This is a genomic window from Halococcus sediminicola (assembly GCF_000755245.1).
Taxonomy (GTDB): Archaea; Halobacteriota; Halobacteria; order Halobacteriales; family Halococcaceae; genus Halococcus; species Halococcus sediminicola.
Genome location: NZ_BBMP01000022.1, coordinates 478775 through 496789, shown reverse-complemented (window position 1 = coordinate 496789; position 18015 = coordinate 478775). Strand labels below are relative to the sequence as shown.

The following is an 18015-nucleotide window of genomic DNA, read 5'->3' as shown; positions in this document are numbered from 1 at the left end:
CCGACGATTCAGCGACCGTTGACGAACGGAACGACCGCACCGAGAAGCAGGCCGTAGACGGCGTGTGCCGGCAGGCTTCCAGGGAGCGCGAAGTTCGGGAACGGCGGTGCACCGGCGAAGCCGAGAGCCCCGAGCCAGATCGGCATCACGAGCGCCGCGAGCACGGCCCAGAGAACGATCCCGTAGACCAACCCGGCGACCGCCGACCGGCCGACGCCGCTCCCGAGTCCGGTGGTGGTCGCTATCGCCACGAACACCACTCCCAGGATCGCGCTGTGAGCCATGTGGACGACCCAGCCGGCGAGTCCGCCCTGTAACCCATAGAGCGCCGGAATCGCCATCTCGATGACCGGCGGCATCATCATCGAAATCATCACGCCCATCGCCGCGCCGCCGACCAGTCCGCCGACGACACCCGCCTGCCAGTCGCTGAGTGCAGTTCCGGTCGCCGCCGTCGTTTCGGTGCGAGTTTCTTGGCTCATACACGAGGCGATAGGAAACGGGCCGGGATAACCGTGTCTCGTGTTGGTATGGCACACGCATTGGCGCGGGCCACACACGACCGCAGGGCCGGGTTTATTTTCCGAGCCGCCGAACGGCTCGCATGGTCGAGACCGACCCGGACCCACAGCGCTTTCGCGACCTCATGCTCGATTCCGAACCGGGCTTCGAGGAAGTGATGGTCTGTGTGTTCGGCATCCAGCGCCACGAGACAAGGACCTATCAGGTGCTCTGTGACCGCCCGGGAAGCACCGTCGAGGAACTCGCCGCGGAGCTAGAGCGCGACCGCTCGAACGTCAATCGATCCCTGTCGACCCTGCGCGAGAAAGGGCTTGCAGAACGCGGCCGGCGACTGCTCGACGGCGGTGGCCACATCTATCAGTACACCGCGACGCCGCTGCCCGAGGCCAAGGAGCTGATGCACGACACCCTCGACGAGTGGACCGCCTACGTCCACTCGCGCATCGACGAGTTCGACGACGAGGCACTCGATTAGGTGCTACTACGATCCCGAACCGGGCGTGCGTCCGAACGCGCCGGGCCGGTCGGGCCGCGTGCCGAGCGTGAGCGAGAGCGTCCGACGGTTCCCGCCACGGAGCACCGTCACGTCGACCGTCTCGCCCGGCGAAGCCCGCAGGGCGAGATACGACGAGAGCCGCTGGCGGCCGTCGATTCGCTTCCCACCGAGACCGACGATGACGTCACCCTGCCTGAGCGTGCCGGCCGATGGTCCGTCCGACACCACCTCGCGGACGAGCACGCCACGGGCACGGTCGAGACCCACCCGTTCGGCGATCTCCGGCGTGACGGTCGCCAGCCCGATACCCATGTAGGCGTGATCGTACTCGCCGTTTTCGATGAGTGTTGGTATCACTCGCCCGACGAGCGCCGCCGAGATGGCGAACGCGAGGTTGTCGCCACCACCAGAACTGATGACGCCGACCACGCGGCCATCGAGGTTCACGAGCGGTCCGCCCGAGTTACCGGGATTGACCGGCGCGCCGGTCTGGATCGCGTCGGGGATCGTGTAGCCATTCGGGGCGGGAATCGAGCGGTTCACCCCGCTGACCAGCCCCGAGGTGATCGATCCCTCGAACCCGTAGGGGTTGCCGATGGCGACCACCTCGGTACCGATTGCGGGTTCGTTTGCGACCAGCGGGAGCGGCTTCGCGTATCTCGGTGGGTTCTCGACTGCGACGACCGCGAGGTCGCTCGACGGGTCCACCCCGGCGACCGACGCCGAGCGCCACTGGCCGCGCGAAAACCGGACCTCGACCGTGCTCGCACCACTGACGACGTGGGCGTTCGTGACGATGTGGGTGCCGCGAAAGACGAACCCCGACCCCTGTCCGCCACCCGATCGGCCGGTGACGCGGACGAGCACGACCGAGTCGATGGCCTCGCGGTAGACCCGCGTGTACGGACTCGGCGATTCGTTCCCGTTCGCCGTGGTCGCGTTCCCCGCTTGCGTCTCGGTCCCTGCGGTCGTCGTCTCCGAGTCCGTCGTCGTGTTCTCGCTGCCCAACACGCCCGAACAGCCCGCGAGTGAAGCGCCGAGCGTCGCCGAGAGCGCGCCGAGGTAGCGCCGTCGCGTCGTCCGCTGGGGGCTCATGGCCGGACGTTCGCCCACACGTGGGTAAACACCACGCTTGCGACTGTCTCGACCAGCCCACTTTTGCCCGCGCCGCGCCTGCCCCACGCATGCCCGACCTCGACCTCGCCGCAACCACACCCGCGTGCGCGGAAAACGGCGTCTGGCTCGCCTGTATCGACTGCGGACACGAACTCGCGCCGTTCGATACTCCCGTATATCGCTGTCCCGAGTGTGAGGGCCTGCTCGAAGCGCGTTACGAGAGCTATCCGACCTTCGAGGGTTTCGCGGGCCGTGGTGTCTGGCGCTACGCCGCGGCGCTGCCGTTCGAACAGGGGGTTTCGCTACCCGAAGGCGACACGCCCCTCCACAGAGTCCCGCGGCTCGAATCCGAGATGGGTGTTCGGAGTCTCAGGATCAAACACGAGGGGATGAACCCCACGGGGAGTTTCAAGGACAGAGGCATGACCGTCGGGGTGCGCGTCGCCGAGGAACTCGGCGTTTCGCGGCTGGCGTGTGCCTCTACGGGCAACACGAGCGCGGCGCTCGCCGCGTACGGCGGGCGGGCGGGTCTCGAAACGCTCGTCTTGCTCCCCGACGGAAAGGTCGCGGCCGGCAAAGTCGCACAGGCGGCCCTCCACGGCGCGCGCATCCTCGAAGTCGACGGCAACTTCGATTCGTGTCTCGACATCGTGAGCGACCTCGCCGACCGCGGCGAGGCCTACCTCCTGAACTCGCTGAACCCCTTCCGGCTGGAGGGCCAGAAGACCATCGGCTTCGAGATTCTCGAAGCCTTTCGGGACGAGTACGACCGATTTCCCGACCGCATCGTCCTGCCCGTCGGGAACGCCGGCAACACCGCCGCGCTCTACAAGGCCTTCCGCGAACTCGTCGCGTCAGGGGCACTCGCCGAAGAGGAGGTGCCGAAGCTCACCGGCGTGCAGGCCGAGGGAGCCGCGCCGATGGTCGAGGCCGTCGAGGAAGGATGGGACGACACCGAGCGCTGGGACTCGGTCGAGACGCGCGCGACGGCCATCCGCATCGGCAATCCCGTGAACGCGCCGAAAGCAATCCCCGGCATCCGGGAAACCGACGGCACGACCATCTCGGTCTCGGATACCGAAATCACCGACGCCCAGCGCGCGCTCGCCGAGGAGGGGATCGGCGTCGAACCCGCTTCGGCGGCGAGCGTCGCCGGCCTGCGGAAACTCCGGATGTCGGGCGTCGTCGGTAGTGATGAAGACGTGGTCTGTCTGACGACCGGCCATCTGCTGAAAGACCCCGATGCGGCCGCCGCCGCGGGGTCGGAGCCCGAATCGGTACCGAACGACACCGAGGCGGTGCTCGACCATCTGGACGGGTAACCGGATTCAGGACGACCGGCCGCCGGGTTCTTCGAGCACTGTCGCCCGCCCGGTGTGGTCGTTGTCGTCGAACTCCTCGACACGGATGTTTACCTGCGTGTCGAGCAGTCCTGCCGGGGCGTCCGGAACCCGGAGGATGCTGTCGCCGAGGCGCACGAGCGCCGTCTCGCCCTCGTAGCCGGTGACGAACGCCTTGAACTCCGTACCCGGTTCGAAGATCGGTTTGTTCGTCCGGAGCGTGAGTCCCTTCCGGAAGGCATCGAGACGGCTCATACCCGCGCCACCTCACCCGTCTCGCGGTCGGACGTGTATTCGAGCCCGAAGCCCGTGATGGCAGCGAGGATGAAGACGAAAAAGAGCAGCCAGCCGTGGAAGACGAACGGCCAGACCTGCGCCGGATTGACGAGCATCGACTGGGTGAACCAATCGTACTGTTCAGGCAATCCCAGCATGGCCGTGTAGCCCGCGAGCAGGCCGCCACCCCACGGGAAGATGTAGCCGAGCGCGGAGGTGTTCGCGTCGAGGATGTTCGCACGACGGTAGCCGTTGATATTGAAGCGCTCGCCGATGCGGGCGATGTAGGGAGCGATAGCGATTTCGGCGGCGGTGTTGATGGTTATCATCGCGTTGACGCCAGCGGTGCCGAGGACCATCGTCAGTTCCGCACGCCGGACGCTCGTGGCGACCGACCCGAGCAGGAGGTCCTGCATCGCCTCGAACCCGCCGCCTCGGACCAGAATTTGTGCACCCGCGACGATGAGGAGTGTGAGGACGATCAGCGGGAAGAAGCCGCTCGCACCGGAGTAGAGGCTGCCGCCGACGGCCGTCTCGGCGCTCGGAACGAGTTCGATGAACGGCAGCACGGACAGCGACTGGGCGATGCCGGAGGTCTGCGGGGCCTGAAAGACGAGCACGTCGCTCACGCTCGCCAGTCCCGTGAAGAGACTCAGTATCACGGAGACGATGAGCCCCCACGAGATGGCCTCGACGATGTGGCGACCCTGAATCGCCGTGCCGATGACGACCGCGACCGAGAGGAGGTGGACGAGTCCCAGTGGATTGCTGTTCTCGGCGAGCAGTCCGCCGGCCTGTCGGGCGATGTCGAGACCGCCCATCGTGCTCCCGGCGACGATGTATCCCACCAGCGAGAGCACCGCCGCGACGATGGCGTACTTGAATCGTGAGGAGACCACGCCGCCGATGTCGGAGTTCTGCGTGACGGCGCTGACGATGGTCGTGTCGCTCACGGGGGCGAGGTTGTCGCCGAAGACCGCCCCCGAGAGGATGGCTCCGAAGGTGAGGACGGGATTCGCTCCCAACAGGACGCCCGCCGGGAAGAAGAGGGTCGTGAACGCGACGACAGTACCATACCCGGTGCCGATGCCGGTTGCGAGCAACCCTGCAAGAACGAACGCCGCCGCCGGGAACAGCGCCGCACCGATGTTGAGCGCGGTCGCCGCCCAGATGAGACCGTCGACGAATCCCCCTACTTGGAGGGTGTCGGCGAACATGCCGGCCCAGAGCCACGCGACGATGGCCGTCGCCGCCACGGGTTGGGTCATCCCCTCGAAGATGGTGTTGGCGTACTGCTTCCAGTCGCCCTTTGCGAACAGCATCCCAACAATGAGGGCGACGAGCATGCCCGCGACCAGCCCCGTGGTGTCGCCGATCTGAAGCACGCCACTTTGGAAGACCGCCCAGACGACGAAGATCGCCAGTGGGAGCGCACTCATCCACCGCCCGCCGTAGAACTCGATGCTTCGGTCGTCGTCGCCGTCGGCCAGACCCTCGCCGTACTCCTCGGCTGGGTCGTCGCCCCCGTCGGTACTCATATCTCAGACTCTACACCGAACCACCACTATATAGTTATGGTCCCGCCCGATTACTCGCCGTCGGTGCCGTTGAGCGCGATGTACGTGGTGGCGATGACGCGCTCGTCGCCCTCCAACTGCCCGCGCAGCTCTTCAGTGACGGGTTCGTCGAGGTTGTAGACCGACAGCGCCTCGCCGCCGATGGTCTCGCGGGCGTTGAACATGCCCGCGATGTTGACGTTCGCATCGCCCAGCACGGTTCCAATAAAGCCGATGAGACCGGGCGTGTCCTCGTTGCGCGCGACGAGCATGTGCCCCGACGGAATCGCATCCACCCGAAAGCCGTCGATACGGACGATACGGGGGTCCTCGCCGGCGAACAGCGTCCCGCAGACGCCGATCTCGGTATCGCCGTTGCGCACCGTGACGGTCACCAGACTCTGGAAGTCCTCGGCAGTGTGGGTCTTCGACTCGGTCACGTCGATGCCGCGTTCTTCGGCGATCTGTGGGGCGTTCACGGCGTTGACTTGCCATTCGAGCGGTTCGAAGACCCCTTGAAGGGCGCTCGCGGTCACGAGGTCGACCTCCTCACTCGCGATGTCGCCGGCGTAGGTGACCTCGACCCCCTCGACGCGCCCGTCAAGCAACTGCGTGGCGATCTTGCCCGCCGTGGAGGCGATGTCGAGATACGGCTCAACGCGCGGGAACGCGCTCGCGTCCATCGAGGGCGCGTTGAGCGCGTTCATCACCGGCTCGCCACGGAAGGCCGACAGGATCTGGTCGGCGATGTCGGTGGCGACGTTCTTTTGTGCGGCATGCGTGCTCGCGCCGAGATGCGGCGTCACGATCACGTCCTCGACACGCAGAAGTGGGCTGTCGGCGTCGAGCGGTTCGTCGGCGAAGACGTCGATGGCCGCGCCCGCGAGCGTGCCGTCGTCGACGGCGGCCGCGAGCGCGCGTTCGTCGACGACGCCGCCGCGCGCGCAGTTGACGAGATAGCCACCACCGAGGCGCTCCAACTCCTCCTCGCCAATGAGATCCTCCGTCTCGGGCGTCAGCGGCGTGTGCATCGTCAGGACGTCCGCGCGCGCGAGACAGTCGTCGAGGTCGACGAGTTTCGCCCCGAGGTTCGCGGCGCGCTCCTCGGAGATGTAGGGATCGTAGGCGACGAGATTCATTCCGAGACCGTCGAGCTTTTTGGCGACTTCCTGGCCGACGCGGCCGAAACCGACGACCCCGAGCGTCGCGCCATCGAGTTCCGTGCCCAGATAGTCGCCCTTGGCCCACTCACCGGCCTTGAGACGGGCGTGGGCCTGCGGGATCGAGCGCGCGGCGGCGAAGGTCATGGCGGCGGTGTGTTCGGCGGCCGCGCGGACGTTGCCCTCGGGGGCGTTGGCGACGATCACTCCCTGCTCGGTGGCGGCGTCGATGTCGATGTTGTCCACCCCGATGCCCGCCCGGCCGACGATGGTGAGGTCGGGGGCGGCGTCGAGCAGTTCTGCGGTGACCTCCGTACCCGAGCGCACGACCAAGGCATTGGCGTCGGCGATAGCCTCGAAGAGGGCGTCGCCCTCGGCGTCGTAGGCCGTTGCGACCGTGTGGCCGGCCTCGCGCAGGCGCGCGAGACCCGGCTCGGCGATGGGGTCCGTGACGAGTACCTTCATGGCGAACCCTCCGACGCAGGAAGGTTAACGCTTTCTTCACTGGCACGACTCGCCGGCCGCTACGCGACGTGTGTCCGATAGAGCGCGTAGGCGATGGCCAGCGCGACCGTCGCCCCGCCGGCGAGCGCGTCGCCGAGACCCGCGCCGACCCCGAGCCGTGTGAGACCGACGAACGCGAGCGCGTAGACGCCGAGCGCGACGGCGCTTGCGAGAACTGCCCAGATGAATGCTTTCCTGGCGGCGATATCGGTGTTCCACTCGTCGTACAACGACGGAACGCCGATGCCGACGCCCAGCAGCGCGCCAACACCGGAAACCGCCCCGGCGGTCCACGCCTGCGTGGCGTACGCCCCGACGAGCGCGAACACCGCGGCGACGAGGATCACCATCGACGACGACGAGAACACGTCGGCCTTGAACCGCGCGTACAACGAGTCGTGCTCCGCCATACGAAAATCCGGAGGCTATCCAGTCATAAATTTTGTGTAAACGACGAGCCAACGGGAACGTGAATAGCGGCCACGGATGCGAACGTTTTGAACCCCCACACGCCGAGAGTCGGACATGAAACTGGTCGCATTCGACTTCGACGGGACGCTCTCGGACTCGGAGATGAGCGTGCTACTCGGCGAACAGTGTGGCGTCGCCGAGGAGATGGCCACAATCACCGAACGGGCGATGAACGACGAGATCGAGTACGCCGAGAGCCTGCGCGAGCGGGTCGCGCTGCTGGAGGGATTGTCGGTCGAGGGATGCGAGGCGGCCTTCGAGAGCGTCGAACTTCGCCCCGGGGCGAGCGATGTGATTCACGAACTGAACGACGCCGGCGTCGTGACGGCGATCATCACTGGTGGGTTCGGCCGGGGTGTCGAGAGCGTGCTCGCACGGACCGATACCCCCGTGGATACCATCGTCGCCAACCAGCTCGAATTCGAAGAAAGCGAACTCAGCGGCGACGTATCCGGCCCGCTCGTCGAGGGAACCAAAGACGACGCGCTCCGGGCGGTGGCGGACAACGCTGGCGTCGCCATCGAAGAGATGGTCGCCGTCGGCGACGGCGCGAACGACCTGCCGATGCTCCGCGCAGCGGGTTTCGCCGTGGGCTACGAGCCGAAACCCGCAGTCGAACCACACTGTGATACCGTGGTGACCTCGATGGCAGAGTTACAGGAACTGCTCGCCGAGCGGCTCGACTGAGATCAGTCGCCGAATAGGCTGGTGTGGACGGGTGCGAACTCCTCGTTGCCTCGACTTCGCGTGTCCGTTATCGCGCGGCCAGCGGTGCCGTGGGCGAGGAAATCCGTGATGGGTGGGCCGACGTTGCCGGGTTCGACGAGGAAGGCGTCGTGGCCGTGGTCGGAGTCAATGATATGATGGGCGACGTCGACACCCGCCGTGCGGCACGCCTCGGCGAGCGATTCGGATTGCTCGGTCGTGAAATGCCAGTCACCAGTAAAACTCATCACGAGCACTTCACCGTTGAAGGCGGCGAGTGCGTCCGCGTCGGAGCCACAGCTGGCGGCGAGGTCGTAGTCGTCCATCGCGCGCGTGAGATAGAGATAGCTGTTCGCGTCGAAGCGCTCGACGAATTTGCCGGCGTTGTAATCGAGATACGACTCGACATCACGGTAGGGGAAAAATCCCGCCGCGGGGTCGACGGGGAAGTCGTCGCGGGCGGCGCCGCGGCCGGCGGCCCGCCGGCCGAACTTCCGTGCCATCGACTCCTTCGAGAGATACATCAGGTGGCCGAGTTGGCGTGCGAGCGCCAGGCCGTCGTCCGGTTCGTCTCCTCCATAGTAATCGCCGCCCGCCCAGTTCGCGTCGGTCGTGATGGCTCGGCGGGCGATGCCGTCGAGCGCGACACACTGGGCGTCGAGGCGCGCAGCGGCCGCGATAGGGATGGCGCGCTCAACGCGCTCGGGATACCGTTTTATCCATTCGAGCACGTTCATGCCCCCGACGCTCCCCCCGACGACCGCTTCGAGTTCGGAGATACCGAGGTCATCGAGCAGACGGCGTTGGGCGCGCGTCCAGTCAGTGACTGTGACCGGCGGGAAGTCGGTCCCATAGGGGTCGCCGGTCTCGGGATTCGTCGAAGCGGGTCCCGAGGAGCCATAACAGGAGCCGGGAACGTTCACACAGACCGTGAAGTATTCGGTGGTGTCGATGGCCTTGCCGGGACCCACGATGCCGTCCCACCACGCGCGGGCCTGGCCGTCGGTCTCGGCCGTCCAGCCCGATTCACGACCGCCGCTGGCGACGTGATGACTCCCGGTGAGCGCGTGACAGACGAGGATGGCGTTGTCGCCGGTGAACTCGCCGTGGGTCTCGTAGGCGAGTTCGAGGTCCGGGATGGACTCGCCACACTCGAAGGTGAACTGGCCCACAGAGCGGGTTTCGCGCGTCGTCATCGGATGGCTGCCTCCAAGTCGGCGATGATGTCCTGAGCATTTTCGATACCGACCGAGAGCCGCACGAGGTCGGGTGTCACGCCCGACGCGCGCTGGTCGGCCTCCGAGAGCTGTGCGTGAGTCGTGCTCGCCGGATGGATCACGAGCGTCTTCGCGTCGCCGACGTTCGCCAGGAAACTGGCGAGTTCGACGTCCTCGCAGAGGCGCTTGCCGGCCTCGTATCCACCATCGAGACCGAAGGCTATCATGCCGCCGAACCCGCCGTCGAGGTACTCGCTGGCGTTCGCGTGGGTCTCGTGATCCTCCAGTCCAGGATAGGCGACCCACGCGACCGAGTCGTGGCTATCGAGATACTCGGCGACCCGGAGGGCGTTCTCGGCGTGGCGCTCCATTCGGAGATGGAGGGTTTCCAGCCCTTGGAGGGTGAGCCACGCGTCGAACGGCGACTGGCCGTCGCCGAGGCTCCGCAGGGCGCGCTGGCGGGCGGCGGCGGTGAACGCGCGCTCACCGAACTCTTCGGTGAAGTTCAGCCCGTGGAAGGCCGGGTTCTCGCCGCCGATTTCGGGGTATTTCTCGGGGTAGTCGCTCCACGGGAACGAGCCGCCGTCGACGAGCGCGCCACCGACGGTGGTTCCCGAGCCGTGGAGCCACTTCGTGGTCGATTCCCAGACGAGGTCCGCGCCGTGGTCGAGCGGGCGACAGAGCGCGGGCGTGGCGAAGGTGTTGTCCACGAGCAGGGGCACGCCGTGGTCGTGGGCCACGTCGGCGATCGCTTCGATGTCCGGCGTGACGAGCGACGGATTTCCAATCGTCTCGCAATGGACGTAGGCGGTGTTCTCGTCGATGGCGTCGGCGTACGCATCGGGATCGAGTGTGTCGACGAACCGCGCCTCGATGCCGCGCCTGCGGGCGGTGTGTGAGAGGTAGGCGTGCGTGCCCCCATAAATCGAGGCAGCGCTCACCACGTTGTCGCCCACGTTGGCGAGCACCAGCGTCGCGGCGTCGAGGGCGGCCATCCCGGAAGCGGTACAGAGTGCTCCCACGCCGTTTTCGAGGTCCGTGAGGCGATCTTCGAGCGTTCTGACGGTGGGATTCGAGATGCGCGAATAGACGTCACCCTCGGCGTCGAGCGCGTAGAGGTCCGCGGCGCGGTCGGCGTCCTCGAAGGTGTAGGAAGTCGTCTGATAGAGCGGCGGCGCGCGGGAACCAGTTGCCGTGTCCGGGCGCTGTCCGGCGTGGACACAGCGCGTGCCGAACCCGCGCCCTGCTGCGTCGGTCATGTACGTGGTGCATATATCGCCGACCATCTATAACCACGAGTTACGGCAAATCTCGCCGTCGACGATTCCGATAGGTGGACAGTCGAAACGTGCGGCCGTGGAGGACGGTCGAAATTCGGAGAGAATCAGGCGGCGGATTCAGCGCGGAACGTTACGACGACGGCCGCCTCAGTCGCCGAAGGGGTCTTCGAAGTCGTTGCGGATGAAATAGCGGACCCAGTTGCCGTAGGTGCGGTCGGTGAGACCGTCGGCGACCTGTTCGTATCGGATCTCGCCGTCACCATCAATAACGTAGGTGCCGACGACGCCCGTCAGCCCGTGGCTCGTCTGCTCGGTGCCGCTGTACTGTTCCGCGACCTCGCCGTCCGGGTCGGCGAGCAACTGGAAGTCGAACTCGAAGCGGTCGCGCATCTCGACGAGTTTCTCGCGGTCGCTCGTGACCACGGGGAGGACGTCCACGCCGTCGTTGAACCAGAGGTCGTAGGCGACATCGTCGAACGTGCCCAACTGTTCGGCACAGAAACTACACCAGTAGCCACGGTTGACGAGGACGATCGTGGGACCGGATTCGAGGGTGTCGGAGAGAGTGACCTCGCCACCGGCGGTGCTCGGGAGGGTGAAATCGGGTGCGGAAGTCGATTCGTTGCTCACGGCTAGCGAAGGAGAACCAGCCGGATAAACCCCGCTCGACTGTGCGGCGTTCGCACAGACCCGCGCCGCCTTCGGTTGCGTGTGCTGGGAACAGTCATATGCGTGGGCCGCTTCAGCAACACCCAATGGCAGACGACACCCCCGAGGAGGCGATCGAGCGCGGGATGGCGGCGTACTTCGCGGGCGACACCATCAAGGAACTGCTGGAGGGCGTCGACGTCGAGGCGCTCGCCGACGGTGCGGCGCTCGACGACGCCGTCGAGTACGAACGACTGGGCAGAGCCCTCGGCGCGCTCGTCGGACGGACGGCCGCCAAGGGTGCGAGCAGCAGCGGCATACTCGGCCGCGTCGTGAAGGAATCGGCCGGCAGCGAGGTCGGCGGTCGGGTCGGCGAGGCGGCCGCGGTGGCGCTCGTCGAGAACGTCGATATCGATGCGCTCGCCGAACAGGTCCGCACCATCAGCGACGGCGACGGGTTCGACCGTCTCGGCGAGGGAATCGGCGATGCGGTCGGGGGAACGACCGCGGCGTTCGGCGCGACCGAACCCACGGGCAGCGACTGGACCGAAATCGAAGTCGAGGACGCAAGCGAGGAGTAGGTCAGTCCAGTTCCGCGCGCGCGGCGTCGCGGCCCGCCGCGGAGTCGGCGTCGTAGCCCGCCTCGGAGAGTGCCTCGCCGACCGTCTCGACGCCCCGAAGCACCTGCTCGTCGGCGAGGTGGCCCATGTTGCTCACCCGGAAGATCTTCCCGCCGAGATGAGCCTGTCCGCCGCTGATGGAGACGTTTCGCTCCCCGACGGCGTCGAAGAACTCCTCCGGGGTCTCGCGAATCTCGTCGGGCAGGGTGATTGCCGTGACGGTGTTCGAGTACTCGCTGGCGTCGTCGAGTGACGGGAATTTTTCGAGACCCATCGCCGAAAAGCCGGCGCGGAAGGCGGCGGCCTGTCGGCGGTGGCGTTCGATACGGGTCTCCATTCCCTCGGCTTCGATTTCCTCGACGGCGACCGCGAGCGCGCGGAAGAGCGGGACGGCGCTCGTGAACGGCGTCTGGTTCTGTGCTGCCTTCCGGAGGTGCCACTCCAGATCGCTGTAAAACGGTGCGCGCTCGCCGTCGAGGTGGTCGACCGCGCGGTCGGCCACGTACAGCGCGCTGACTCCGGGTGGCGCGGCGAGCGCTTTCTGGGCATCGGTGATGGCGACGTCGACGTTCCAGTCGTCGACGCGGAAGACGTCGCCGCCGATGGAAGTGACGCCGTCGACGACGAAGCATGCGTCGTTTTCTTCTGCTATCTCGCCGACCTCCTTGACGGGGTTCAGGACGCCAGTCGAGGTTTCGTTGTGGACCATCGTCACGAGGTCGGTGTCGTCGGTGACGTGCTCGGCGACCGTCGGGAGGTCGAACGAGTCACCCCACTCGACCTCGATCGGGTCGACCTGTGCGTAGCGCTCGGCGATGCGTTTGAACCGCCGGCCGAACTTCCCGTTGACGAGCGCAACCACCTCGTCGCCCTCGCCGACGAGGTTGGCGACGGCAGCCTCCATCCCCATCGTCGCCGTCCCGTTGAGAACGAGACCGGTACCGCCGGCGCTGGTCGATTCCTCGTGTGGCGTCGAGCGCTCGAAGACGTACTCCAATCCCTCTTGAGCGCGTTCGTAGGTCGCTTCGAACTCAGTCGAGCGGTGTGAGACCATCGGCGCGTCCATCGCCTCGCGGACCGCATCGGTGATCGGCACCGGCCCGGGGTTCAACAGGAGAAAGTTGTCGCTCATGGCCGCATGTCCGTCTCAGCTCACATAAACGTCGGCGTTGTCGCCCGTACTTGCCACAGCCGACGACGGCCACGGCGAGACGAACCATCTAAGCGGAGTGCGGAAGTAGCCCGAGCAAATGACGACACCAGACGCTGCGGACGCGGACAACCCCTATCTCCACGACCCACCGACGGAGTTCGCGGACCCCGATGCGCTCGACGAGGCGCAGGCCCGCGAGCAGGCCGAGCGGTTGCGCGAGGCCATCCGCCAGCACGACCGCCGCTACTACGTCGAAGCCGACTCCGGAATCGCGGATCGGGCCTACGACGCGCTGTTTTCCCGGCTCGAAGAACTGGAGAAGGCGTTCGACCTCGTCACCGAGAACAGTCCAACACAGCGCATCGGCGGCGAACCGCTCGATGAGCTTTCGACCGTCGAACACGTCGCGCCGATGCTCTCCATCGACTCCAGCGGCGACCCGGAGGAAGTCCGTGAGTTCGACGAACGAGTCCGGCGCGAACTCAGGGAGGGAGGCGGCCAGCAGTCGCTCGCGGATTTCGAGTCCGACGAGGGCGAGGATGGTCCCGACGTCGAGTACGTCTGCGAGCCGAAGTTCGACGGGCTGTCCATCGAGGTCATCTACGAGGATGGAGTCTACGAGCGCGCCGCGACCCGCGGGGACGGCCGCGAGGGCGACGACGTGACCCAGAACGTCCGCACCATCCGGTCGATTCCACAGCGCCTGCGTGGGGACCATCCCGAATTCCTCGCGGTGCGCGGCGAGGTCTACATGCCGCGCGACGCCTTCGCCGAGCACAACCGCGAGCGCGTCGAGCGCGGCGACGACCCGTTTGCGAACCCGAGAAACGCGGCCGCCGGAACCCTCCGCCAGCTCGACCCCGCAATCACCGCCGAGCGCCCCCTCGCCTGTTTCTTCTTCGGCGTGCTCGAAACGAGTTACGGGTTCGACAGTCACCGAGAACAGTATCGAAAATTGCCCGAGTGGGGTCTCCCCGTCAACGACCGAACAGAGGTCGCCCCGGACATCGAGGCGGCCATCGACTACCGCGATCGGTTGGGCGAGGCCCGCGAGGACCTGAACTACGAGATCGACGGGACGGTGTTCAAGGTCAACGACCTCGCCGACTGCGAGCGGCTGGGAACCACTTCGCGTGCCCCGCGCTGGGCGTACGCCTACAAGTTCCCCGCGCGAAGCGAAGTCACAAACGTCACCGACATCACGGTGCAGATCGGTCGCACGGGACGGGCGACGCCGGTCGCGCTGCTCGACCCCGTCGAGGTCGGTGGTGTCGAGGTCTCGCGGGCGACGCTGCACAACCCTGGCGAGATCGAGGAGCTGGGCGTGAATACCGGCGACCGGGTGCGCCTACAGCGCGCGGGTGACGTGATTCCCTACGTCGTCGAGGTGGTCGAGGACGGCGGCAAGGGGGTCTTCGAGTTCCCCCAAACCTGTCCGGTCTGCGAGAGTTCAATCGAGCGCGACGGCCCGCTCGCGTTCTGCACAGGGGGAATCGCCTGCCCGGCACAGCTCCAGCGCGCGCTCGAACACTACGCCAGCCGCGGGGGCCTCGACATCGAAGGGCTAGGCGAGGAGCGCATCGACCAGTTGTTGGACGCCGGTCTCGTTGAATCGATTCCCGACCTCTACGATCTGCGGGAGGCGGACCTCGCACAGTTGGATGGCTGGGGCGCAAAGAGCGCCGCAAACCTCCGTGCCGAACTCGACGCGGCGAAGGAGCCCCCACTAGCGGAGTTTCTCACCGCGCTCGGCGTGCCCGAGGTCGGATCGACGACTGCCGAGAGCCTCGCCCGCGAGTTCGGTACCCTCGATGGAGTGATGGACGCGAGCGAGGAAGACCTCCGCGAAGTGCCGGACATCGGGCCGCGGGTCGCCAGCGAGATTCGGGACTTCTTCGACAGCGAGCAAAACAGGGAGACCGTCGCCAGCCTGCGCGAGCGCGGCGTCGAACCCGAATCAGTCGAACGGGAACGGAGCGACGAACTCGCCGGCGAGACGTTCGTGTTCACCGGCGGGCTGTCGGCACTGACGCGCGAGGAAGCCGAAAGTCTCGTCGGGGAGCACGGCGCGAACAGTACAGGCAGCGTCTCGAGCAACACCGACTACCTCGTGGTCGGCGAAAGTCCGGGCCAGACCAAACGCGAGGACGCCGAACAGGAGGACGTACCTGAACTCACCGAAGGAGAGTTCGTAGAACTACTGGACGAGCACGACATCGAGGTCTAGAGAACGGTCTGGAACTCAGAGGTCGGTGCGCTCGAAGCGCAGGTAACCGAGCGCGAGCGGGACGATGATCCAGAGGGCGAGAAGCACGAACCCGAACCAGTCTTGGAGGTAGAACGCGTCGGGAGTCTGGCCCGTGATGGCGAGCGTCGTCGGGTTCTCGGGCAGTAGCGACCGTGCGGCGCTGTCGTAGGCGCTGCCGGGCGGGAGGTTCTGCAGGAAGTAGTACCAGTCGCCGGGCCGTTGTTGAGGAAGGCTGAGACCGTTCACGAGATAGACGACGGCGAGGAGCACCTGCCGCCAGAGGAACTCCAAGACGACCAGCAGCGAGACGCCGCCGATGAGTGCCCGAAACGTCGAGGTCGTCGCCGCCGAGACCGCGACCCCGATGGCGATGTAAGCCAGCCCGAGCAGGACGGTCACGAACGCGAACGCGAGATAGTTCGCGGGCGTGAAGCGACTCGACTGCCAGAAGATCACGGCTGCGCCGACCGCGAAGCCGACGATGATCGGTACGACGAGGACACCAGTGCGGCCGAGTGCCTTCCCGAGAACAACGTCGAGGCGAGAGTGAGGGAGTGAGAGCAGGAGCTTGATGCGGCCGCTCTCGCGCTCGCCGGCGACGGCCTTGTAGCCGAGCGCCAGCCCGAGTATCGGCACGAGCAGGCCTGCGGGCGCGAGCAACGAAAAGAGGAGTACCAAGGCTGTGGGGTCGCCACCGCCCGGTCCCGGCTGGATCCGCGCGAAGAAGTACGACGCGCCCGCGACGAACAGCACGAACAGCCCTGTCAACCCGAGCAGCACCCGTGAGCGGATCGCGTCCTGAAAGTCCTTCCGTGCGACGGCGAGCGCGCTCACGCGCGGACCTCCCGCTCCCCGGTGGTGTAGCTCGCAAAGACCTCCTCCAGTGAGGCCCCCGTCGTGTCGAAATCGGCCACCGGCGCGCCGTTGTCTTCGAGTGTCGACAATACGGTGGTCTTCGCGCCGTCCGCACAGTCGACGGTCAGCCGCGTTTCGTCCGTCCGGACCGTCGAGACGCCGTCGAGCGCGCGGACCGCCGCCACCGCCTCCTCGGGAAGCCGTTCGACCTCGACTGTGAGAGCGGTCTCGCCGCCGGCCGCCTCGCGCAGCCCTTCGACGGTGTCCTCGGCGACGAGCTCTCCATCCTGAAGGATGCCGACCCGGTCACAGACCGACTCGACCTGTCCGAGGACGTGGCTCGAAAAGAACACCGTCGCGCCACGGTCGCGCTCGGCGCGCACGATATCGCGCATCTCGCGTGCGCCGTTCGGGTCCAGTCCCGTCGAGGGTTCGTCGAGGATGAGGAGGTCCGGCTCGCCGACCAGTGCCATCCCGAGGACGAGGCGTTGGGCCATCCCCTTCGAGTACCCACCCGCTTTCCGGTCGAGTGCGTCGGCGATTCCCACTCGCTCGGCGATCGCGGTCGGGTCGTCGTCCGTGTCCTTGGATTCGATGGCGAAATCAAGGTGCTGGCGGCCGGTCAGGCGGTCGTAGGGCGAAAACCCTTCAGGAAGCACGCCGACGCGCTCGCGGACCCGCTTGCTGTCCTGCTGGACGTCGAGACCGAGCACGTGCGCGCTCCCCGCCGTCGGCCGGATGAAATCGAGCAGCACGTTGATCGTCGTCGACTTCCCCGCCCCGTTGGGACCCAGAAAGCCGTAGATGTCGCCCTCGGCGACCGCGAGATCGAGGTTCGAGAGCGCCTCGACGGGAGCGGTCGAGCGCCCCGGAAGGCCGGACCCGTCGCCGTAGCGCTTCGTCACCCCGTCGAGTTCGATGGCTGCCATGTGGGGGTGTTTTCGAGTCCGGATTATGGGCTTTCCCCTTCGCTCGTCCCAGGCTCCATCGAGAGGGTGACGACGATGGACTCGGTCGCTTTCGACGGCGTTCGAGCGCCGCTAATGTAGCATATATTACCGTTTCACGGCTGAAACGGTAAGACAGTTGAACTCATAGGGACATTTCATGCCGTTCGCCGGGCACGTTTTCGGGATCGATGCGTCGCGAAACGCTGCTGTCGGTCCACCAGTCGTCGGTCGCGGACGGCGGCGACTGCCGGGCGTCAGTCGTCCGTCGGACGAATGTCGTTTCGGGCGAACGAAAACCACCGGAGACGCGCCACAGCGGCCGCAACGGTGCGCAACAGTCGGAACAGGACGGGCTATTTATGTGGCCAAGGGTGTTGGTGTCGAGTGCAGAACGCATGACAAGCAAACTACTCAGCGTGTGTCGGGAGAACCCGAAACGCGTACTGGCTGTTGGACTCGTCGCCGCAATGCTCATCCTCGCTGGCTGTATGGGTGGCGGCGGTGGCGGTGAAGGCGAAGGAACAACCGCGGGCGAAAGTACCGAGATGGCCGAAGAGACCGGAATGGCCGAAGAGACCGAGATGGCCGAAGAGACCGAGATGATGGAGGAGACGGAGATGGAAGGTACCGAGATGATGGAGGAGACGGAGATGGAAGGTACCGAGATGATGGAGGAGACGGAGATGGAAGGTACCGACATGGGTACCGAAATGATGGGCAACACGACGACCGAGATGGCGGCCTAATTCGGTCCCCAGCCCTCTCAGGACACGCGGTCGGTGCTGCCGACCGTTCGCTTTTATCGACGACGGATCGCCACCAGCGGCGAGACCGTTCGGATGCCAACGATCGGGTGCCAGCCCGGCACGACGACCGCTGACGCGGCCGTTCGTGGCGA

General features: G+C 66.4%; 18 protein-coding genes. 6 read left to right on the top strand and 12 right to left on the bottom strand.

Going from position 1 to position 18015, the window contains the following annotated elements:
- Positions 1-8: 8 nt before the first annotated feature.
- Positions 9-482 (bottom strand): hypothetical protein, encoded by a 474-nt coding sequence (locus ACP97_RS11690; RefSeq protein WP_049997985.1) that lies wholly within the window; start codon positions 480-482, stop codon positions 9-11.
- A 122-nt stretch (positions 483-604) separates the two neighbouring features.
- Here ACP97_RS11690 and ACP97_RS11685 point away from each other — a divergent pair, with 122 nt between their 5' ends.
- A complete protein-coding gene (locus ACP97_RS11685) occupies positions 605-997 on the top strand; it encodes a helix-turn-helix domain-containing protein (RefSeq protein ID WP_049997984.1) in 393 nt (130 codons plus the stop codon).
- Between the two features lie 6 nt (positions 998-1003).
- On the opposite strand, the gene ACP97_RS11680 is transcribed toward ACP97_RS11685, so the two are convergent.
- A complete protein-coding gene (locus ACP97_RS11680; RefSeq protein WP_049997983.1) occupies positions 1004-2113 on the bottom strand; it encodes a S1C family serine protease in 1110 nt (369 codons plus the stop codon).
- 89 nt (positions 2114-2202) lie between these two features.
- Here ACP97_RS11680 and thrC point away from each other — a divergent pair, with 89 nt between their 5' ends.
- Positions 2203-3456, top strand: coding sequence for a threonine synthase (gene thrC, locus ACP97_RS11675; RefSeq protein ID WP_049997982.1), 1254 nt, complete (start codon positions 2203-2205; stop codon positions 3454-3456).
- Between the two features lie 6 nt (positions 3457-3462).
- Here thrC and ACP97_RS11670 read toward each other — a convergent pair whose 3' ends face one another.
- Genes ACP97_RS11670 through ACP97_RS11655 form a run of 4 tightly spaced genes read right to left on the bottom strand, consistent with a single transcriptional unit; the run spans position 3463 to position 7380 of the window.
- Positions 3463-3729, bottom strand: a complete 267-nt coding sequence (locus ACP97_RS11670) for a DUF7513 family protein (protein ID WP_049997981.1) — start codon at positions 3727-3729, stop codon at positions 3463-3465.
- Positions 3726-5288: a Na+/H+ antiporter NhaC family protein gene (locus ACP97_RS11665; RefSeq protein ID WP_049997980.1), complete on the bottom strand. Its 1563-nt coding sequence runs from the start codon at positions 5286-5288 to the stop codon at positions 3726-3728. Before ACP97_RS11665 ends, ACP97_RS11670 begins: the two co-directional genes overlap by 4 nt.
- A 50-nt stretch (positions 5289-5338) precedes the next feature.
- Positions 5339-6931 carry a phosphoglycerate dehydrogenase gene (serA, locus tag ACP97_RS11660; RefSeq protein WP_049997979.1) on the bottom strand — a complete coding sequence of 531 codons (1593 nt, stop codon included), beginning with the start codon at positions 6929-6931 and terminating at the stop codon, positions 5339-5341.
- Between the two features lie 59 nt (positions 6932-6990).
- Positions 6991-7380, bottom strand: coding sequence for a hypothetical protein (locus ACP97_RS11655; protein ID WP_049997978.1), 390 nt, complete (start codon positions 7378-7380; stop codon positions 6991-6993).
- A gap of 115 nt (positions 7381-7495) precedes the next feature.
- Here ACP97_RS11655 and serB point away from each other — a divergent pair, with 115 nt between their 5' ends.
- Positions 7496-8128: a phosphoserine phosphatase SerB gene (serB, locus tag ACP97_RS11650; protein WP_049997977.1), complete on the top strand. Its 633-nt coding sequence runs from the start codon at positions 7496-7498 to the stop codon at positions 8126-8128.
- Between the two features lie 2 nt (positions 8129-8130).
- Here serB and metX read toward each other — a convergent pair whose 3' ends face one another.
- The 3 genes from metX to ACP97_RS11635 form a co-directional block, all read right to left on the bottom strand.
- A complete protein-coding gene (gene metX, locus ACP97_RS11645) occupies positions 8131-9342 on the bottom strand; it encodes a homoserine O-acetyltransferase MetX (RefSeq protein ID WP_049997976.1) in 1212 nt (403 codons plus the stop codon).
- A complete protein-coding gene (locus ACP97_RS11640) occupies positions 9339-10622 on the bottom strand; it encodes an O-acetylhomoserine aminocarboxypropyltransferase/cysteine synthase family protein (RefSeq protein ID WP_049998497.1) in 1284 nt (427 codons plus the stop codon). Before ACP97_RS11640 ends, metX begins: the two co-directional genes overlap by 4 nt.
- A 168-nt stretch (positions 10623-10790) precedes the next feature.
- Positions 10791-11273: a peroxiredoxin family protein gene (locus tag ACP97_RS11635; RefSeq protein WP_049997975.1), complete on the bottom strand. Its 483-nt coding sequence runs from the start codon at positions 11271-11273 to the stop codon at positions 10791-10793.
- Between the two features lie 125 nt (positions 11274-11398).
- Here ACP97_RS11635 and ACP97_RS11630 point away from each other — a divergent pair, with 125 nt between their 5' ends.
- A complete protein-coding gene (locus ACP97_RS11630) occupies positions 11399-11872 on the top strand; it encodes a hypothetical protein (RefSeq protein ID WP_049997974.1) in 474 nt (157 codons plus the stop codon).
- 1 nt (position 11873) lies between these two features.
- On the opposite strand, the gene ACP97_RS11625 is transcribed toward ACP97_RS11630, so the two are convergent.
- On the bottom strand, positions 11874-13043 hold the full coding sequence (locus tag ACP97_RS11625; protein ID WP_049997973.1) for a pyridoxal-phosphate-dependent aminotransferase family protein: 1170 nt from the start codon (positions 13041-13043) through the stop codon (positions 11874-11876).
- A gap of 118 nt (positions 13044-13161) precedes the next feature.
- Here ACP97_RS11625 and ligA point away from each other — a divergent pair, with 118 nt between their 5' ends.
- The gene (gene ligA, locus ACP97_RS11620; RefSeq protein ID WP_049997972.1) at positions 13162-15291 is read left to right on the top strand and encodes an NAD-dependent DNA ligase LigA; all 2130 of its coding nucleotides are present in this window, start codon (positions 13162-13164) and stop codon (positions 15289-15291) included.
- Positions 15292-15306: 15 nt separating this feature from the next.
- Here ligA and ACP97_RS11615 read toward each other — a convergent pair whose 3' ends face one another.
- Both ACP97_RS11615 and ACP97_RS11610 read right to left on the bottom strand, forming a co-directional pair.
- Positions 15307-16146, bottom strand: a complete 840-nt coding sequence (locus ACP97_RS11615) for an ABC transporter permease (protein WP_049997971.1) — start codon at positions 16144-16146, stop codon at positions 15307-15309.
- Entirely contained in the window at positions 16143-17096 is a 954-nt protein-coding gene (locus ACP97_RS11610) for an ABC transporter ATP-binding protein (RefSeq protein ID WP_049997970.1), read from the bottom strand. The genes ACP97_RS11615 and ACP97_RS11610 overlap by 4 nt, the downstream gene beginning before the upstream one ends.
- 209 nt (positions 17097-17305) lie before the next feature.
- Here ACP97_RS11610 and ACP97_RS20820 point away from each other — a divergent pair, with 209 nt between their 5' ends.
- A complete protein-coding gene (locus tag ACP97_RS20820) occupies positions 17306-17863 on the top strand; it encodes a hypothetical protein (protein ID WP_237561154.1) in 558 nt (185 codons plus the stop codon).
- The last annotated feature ends 152 nt before the right edge of the window (positions 17864-18015 follow it).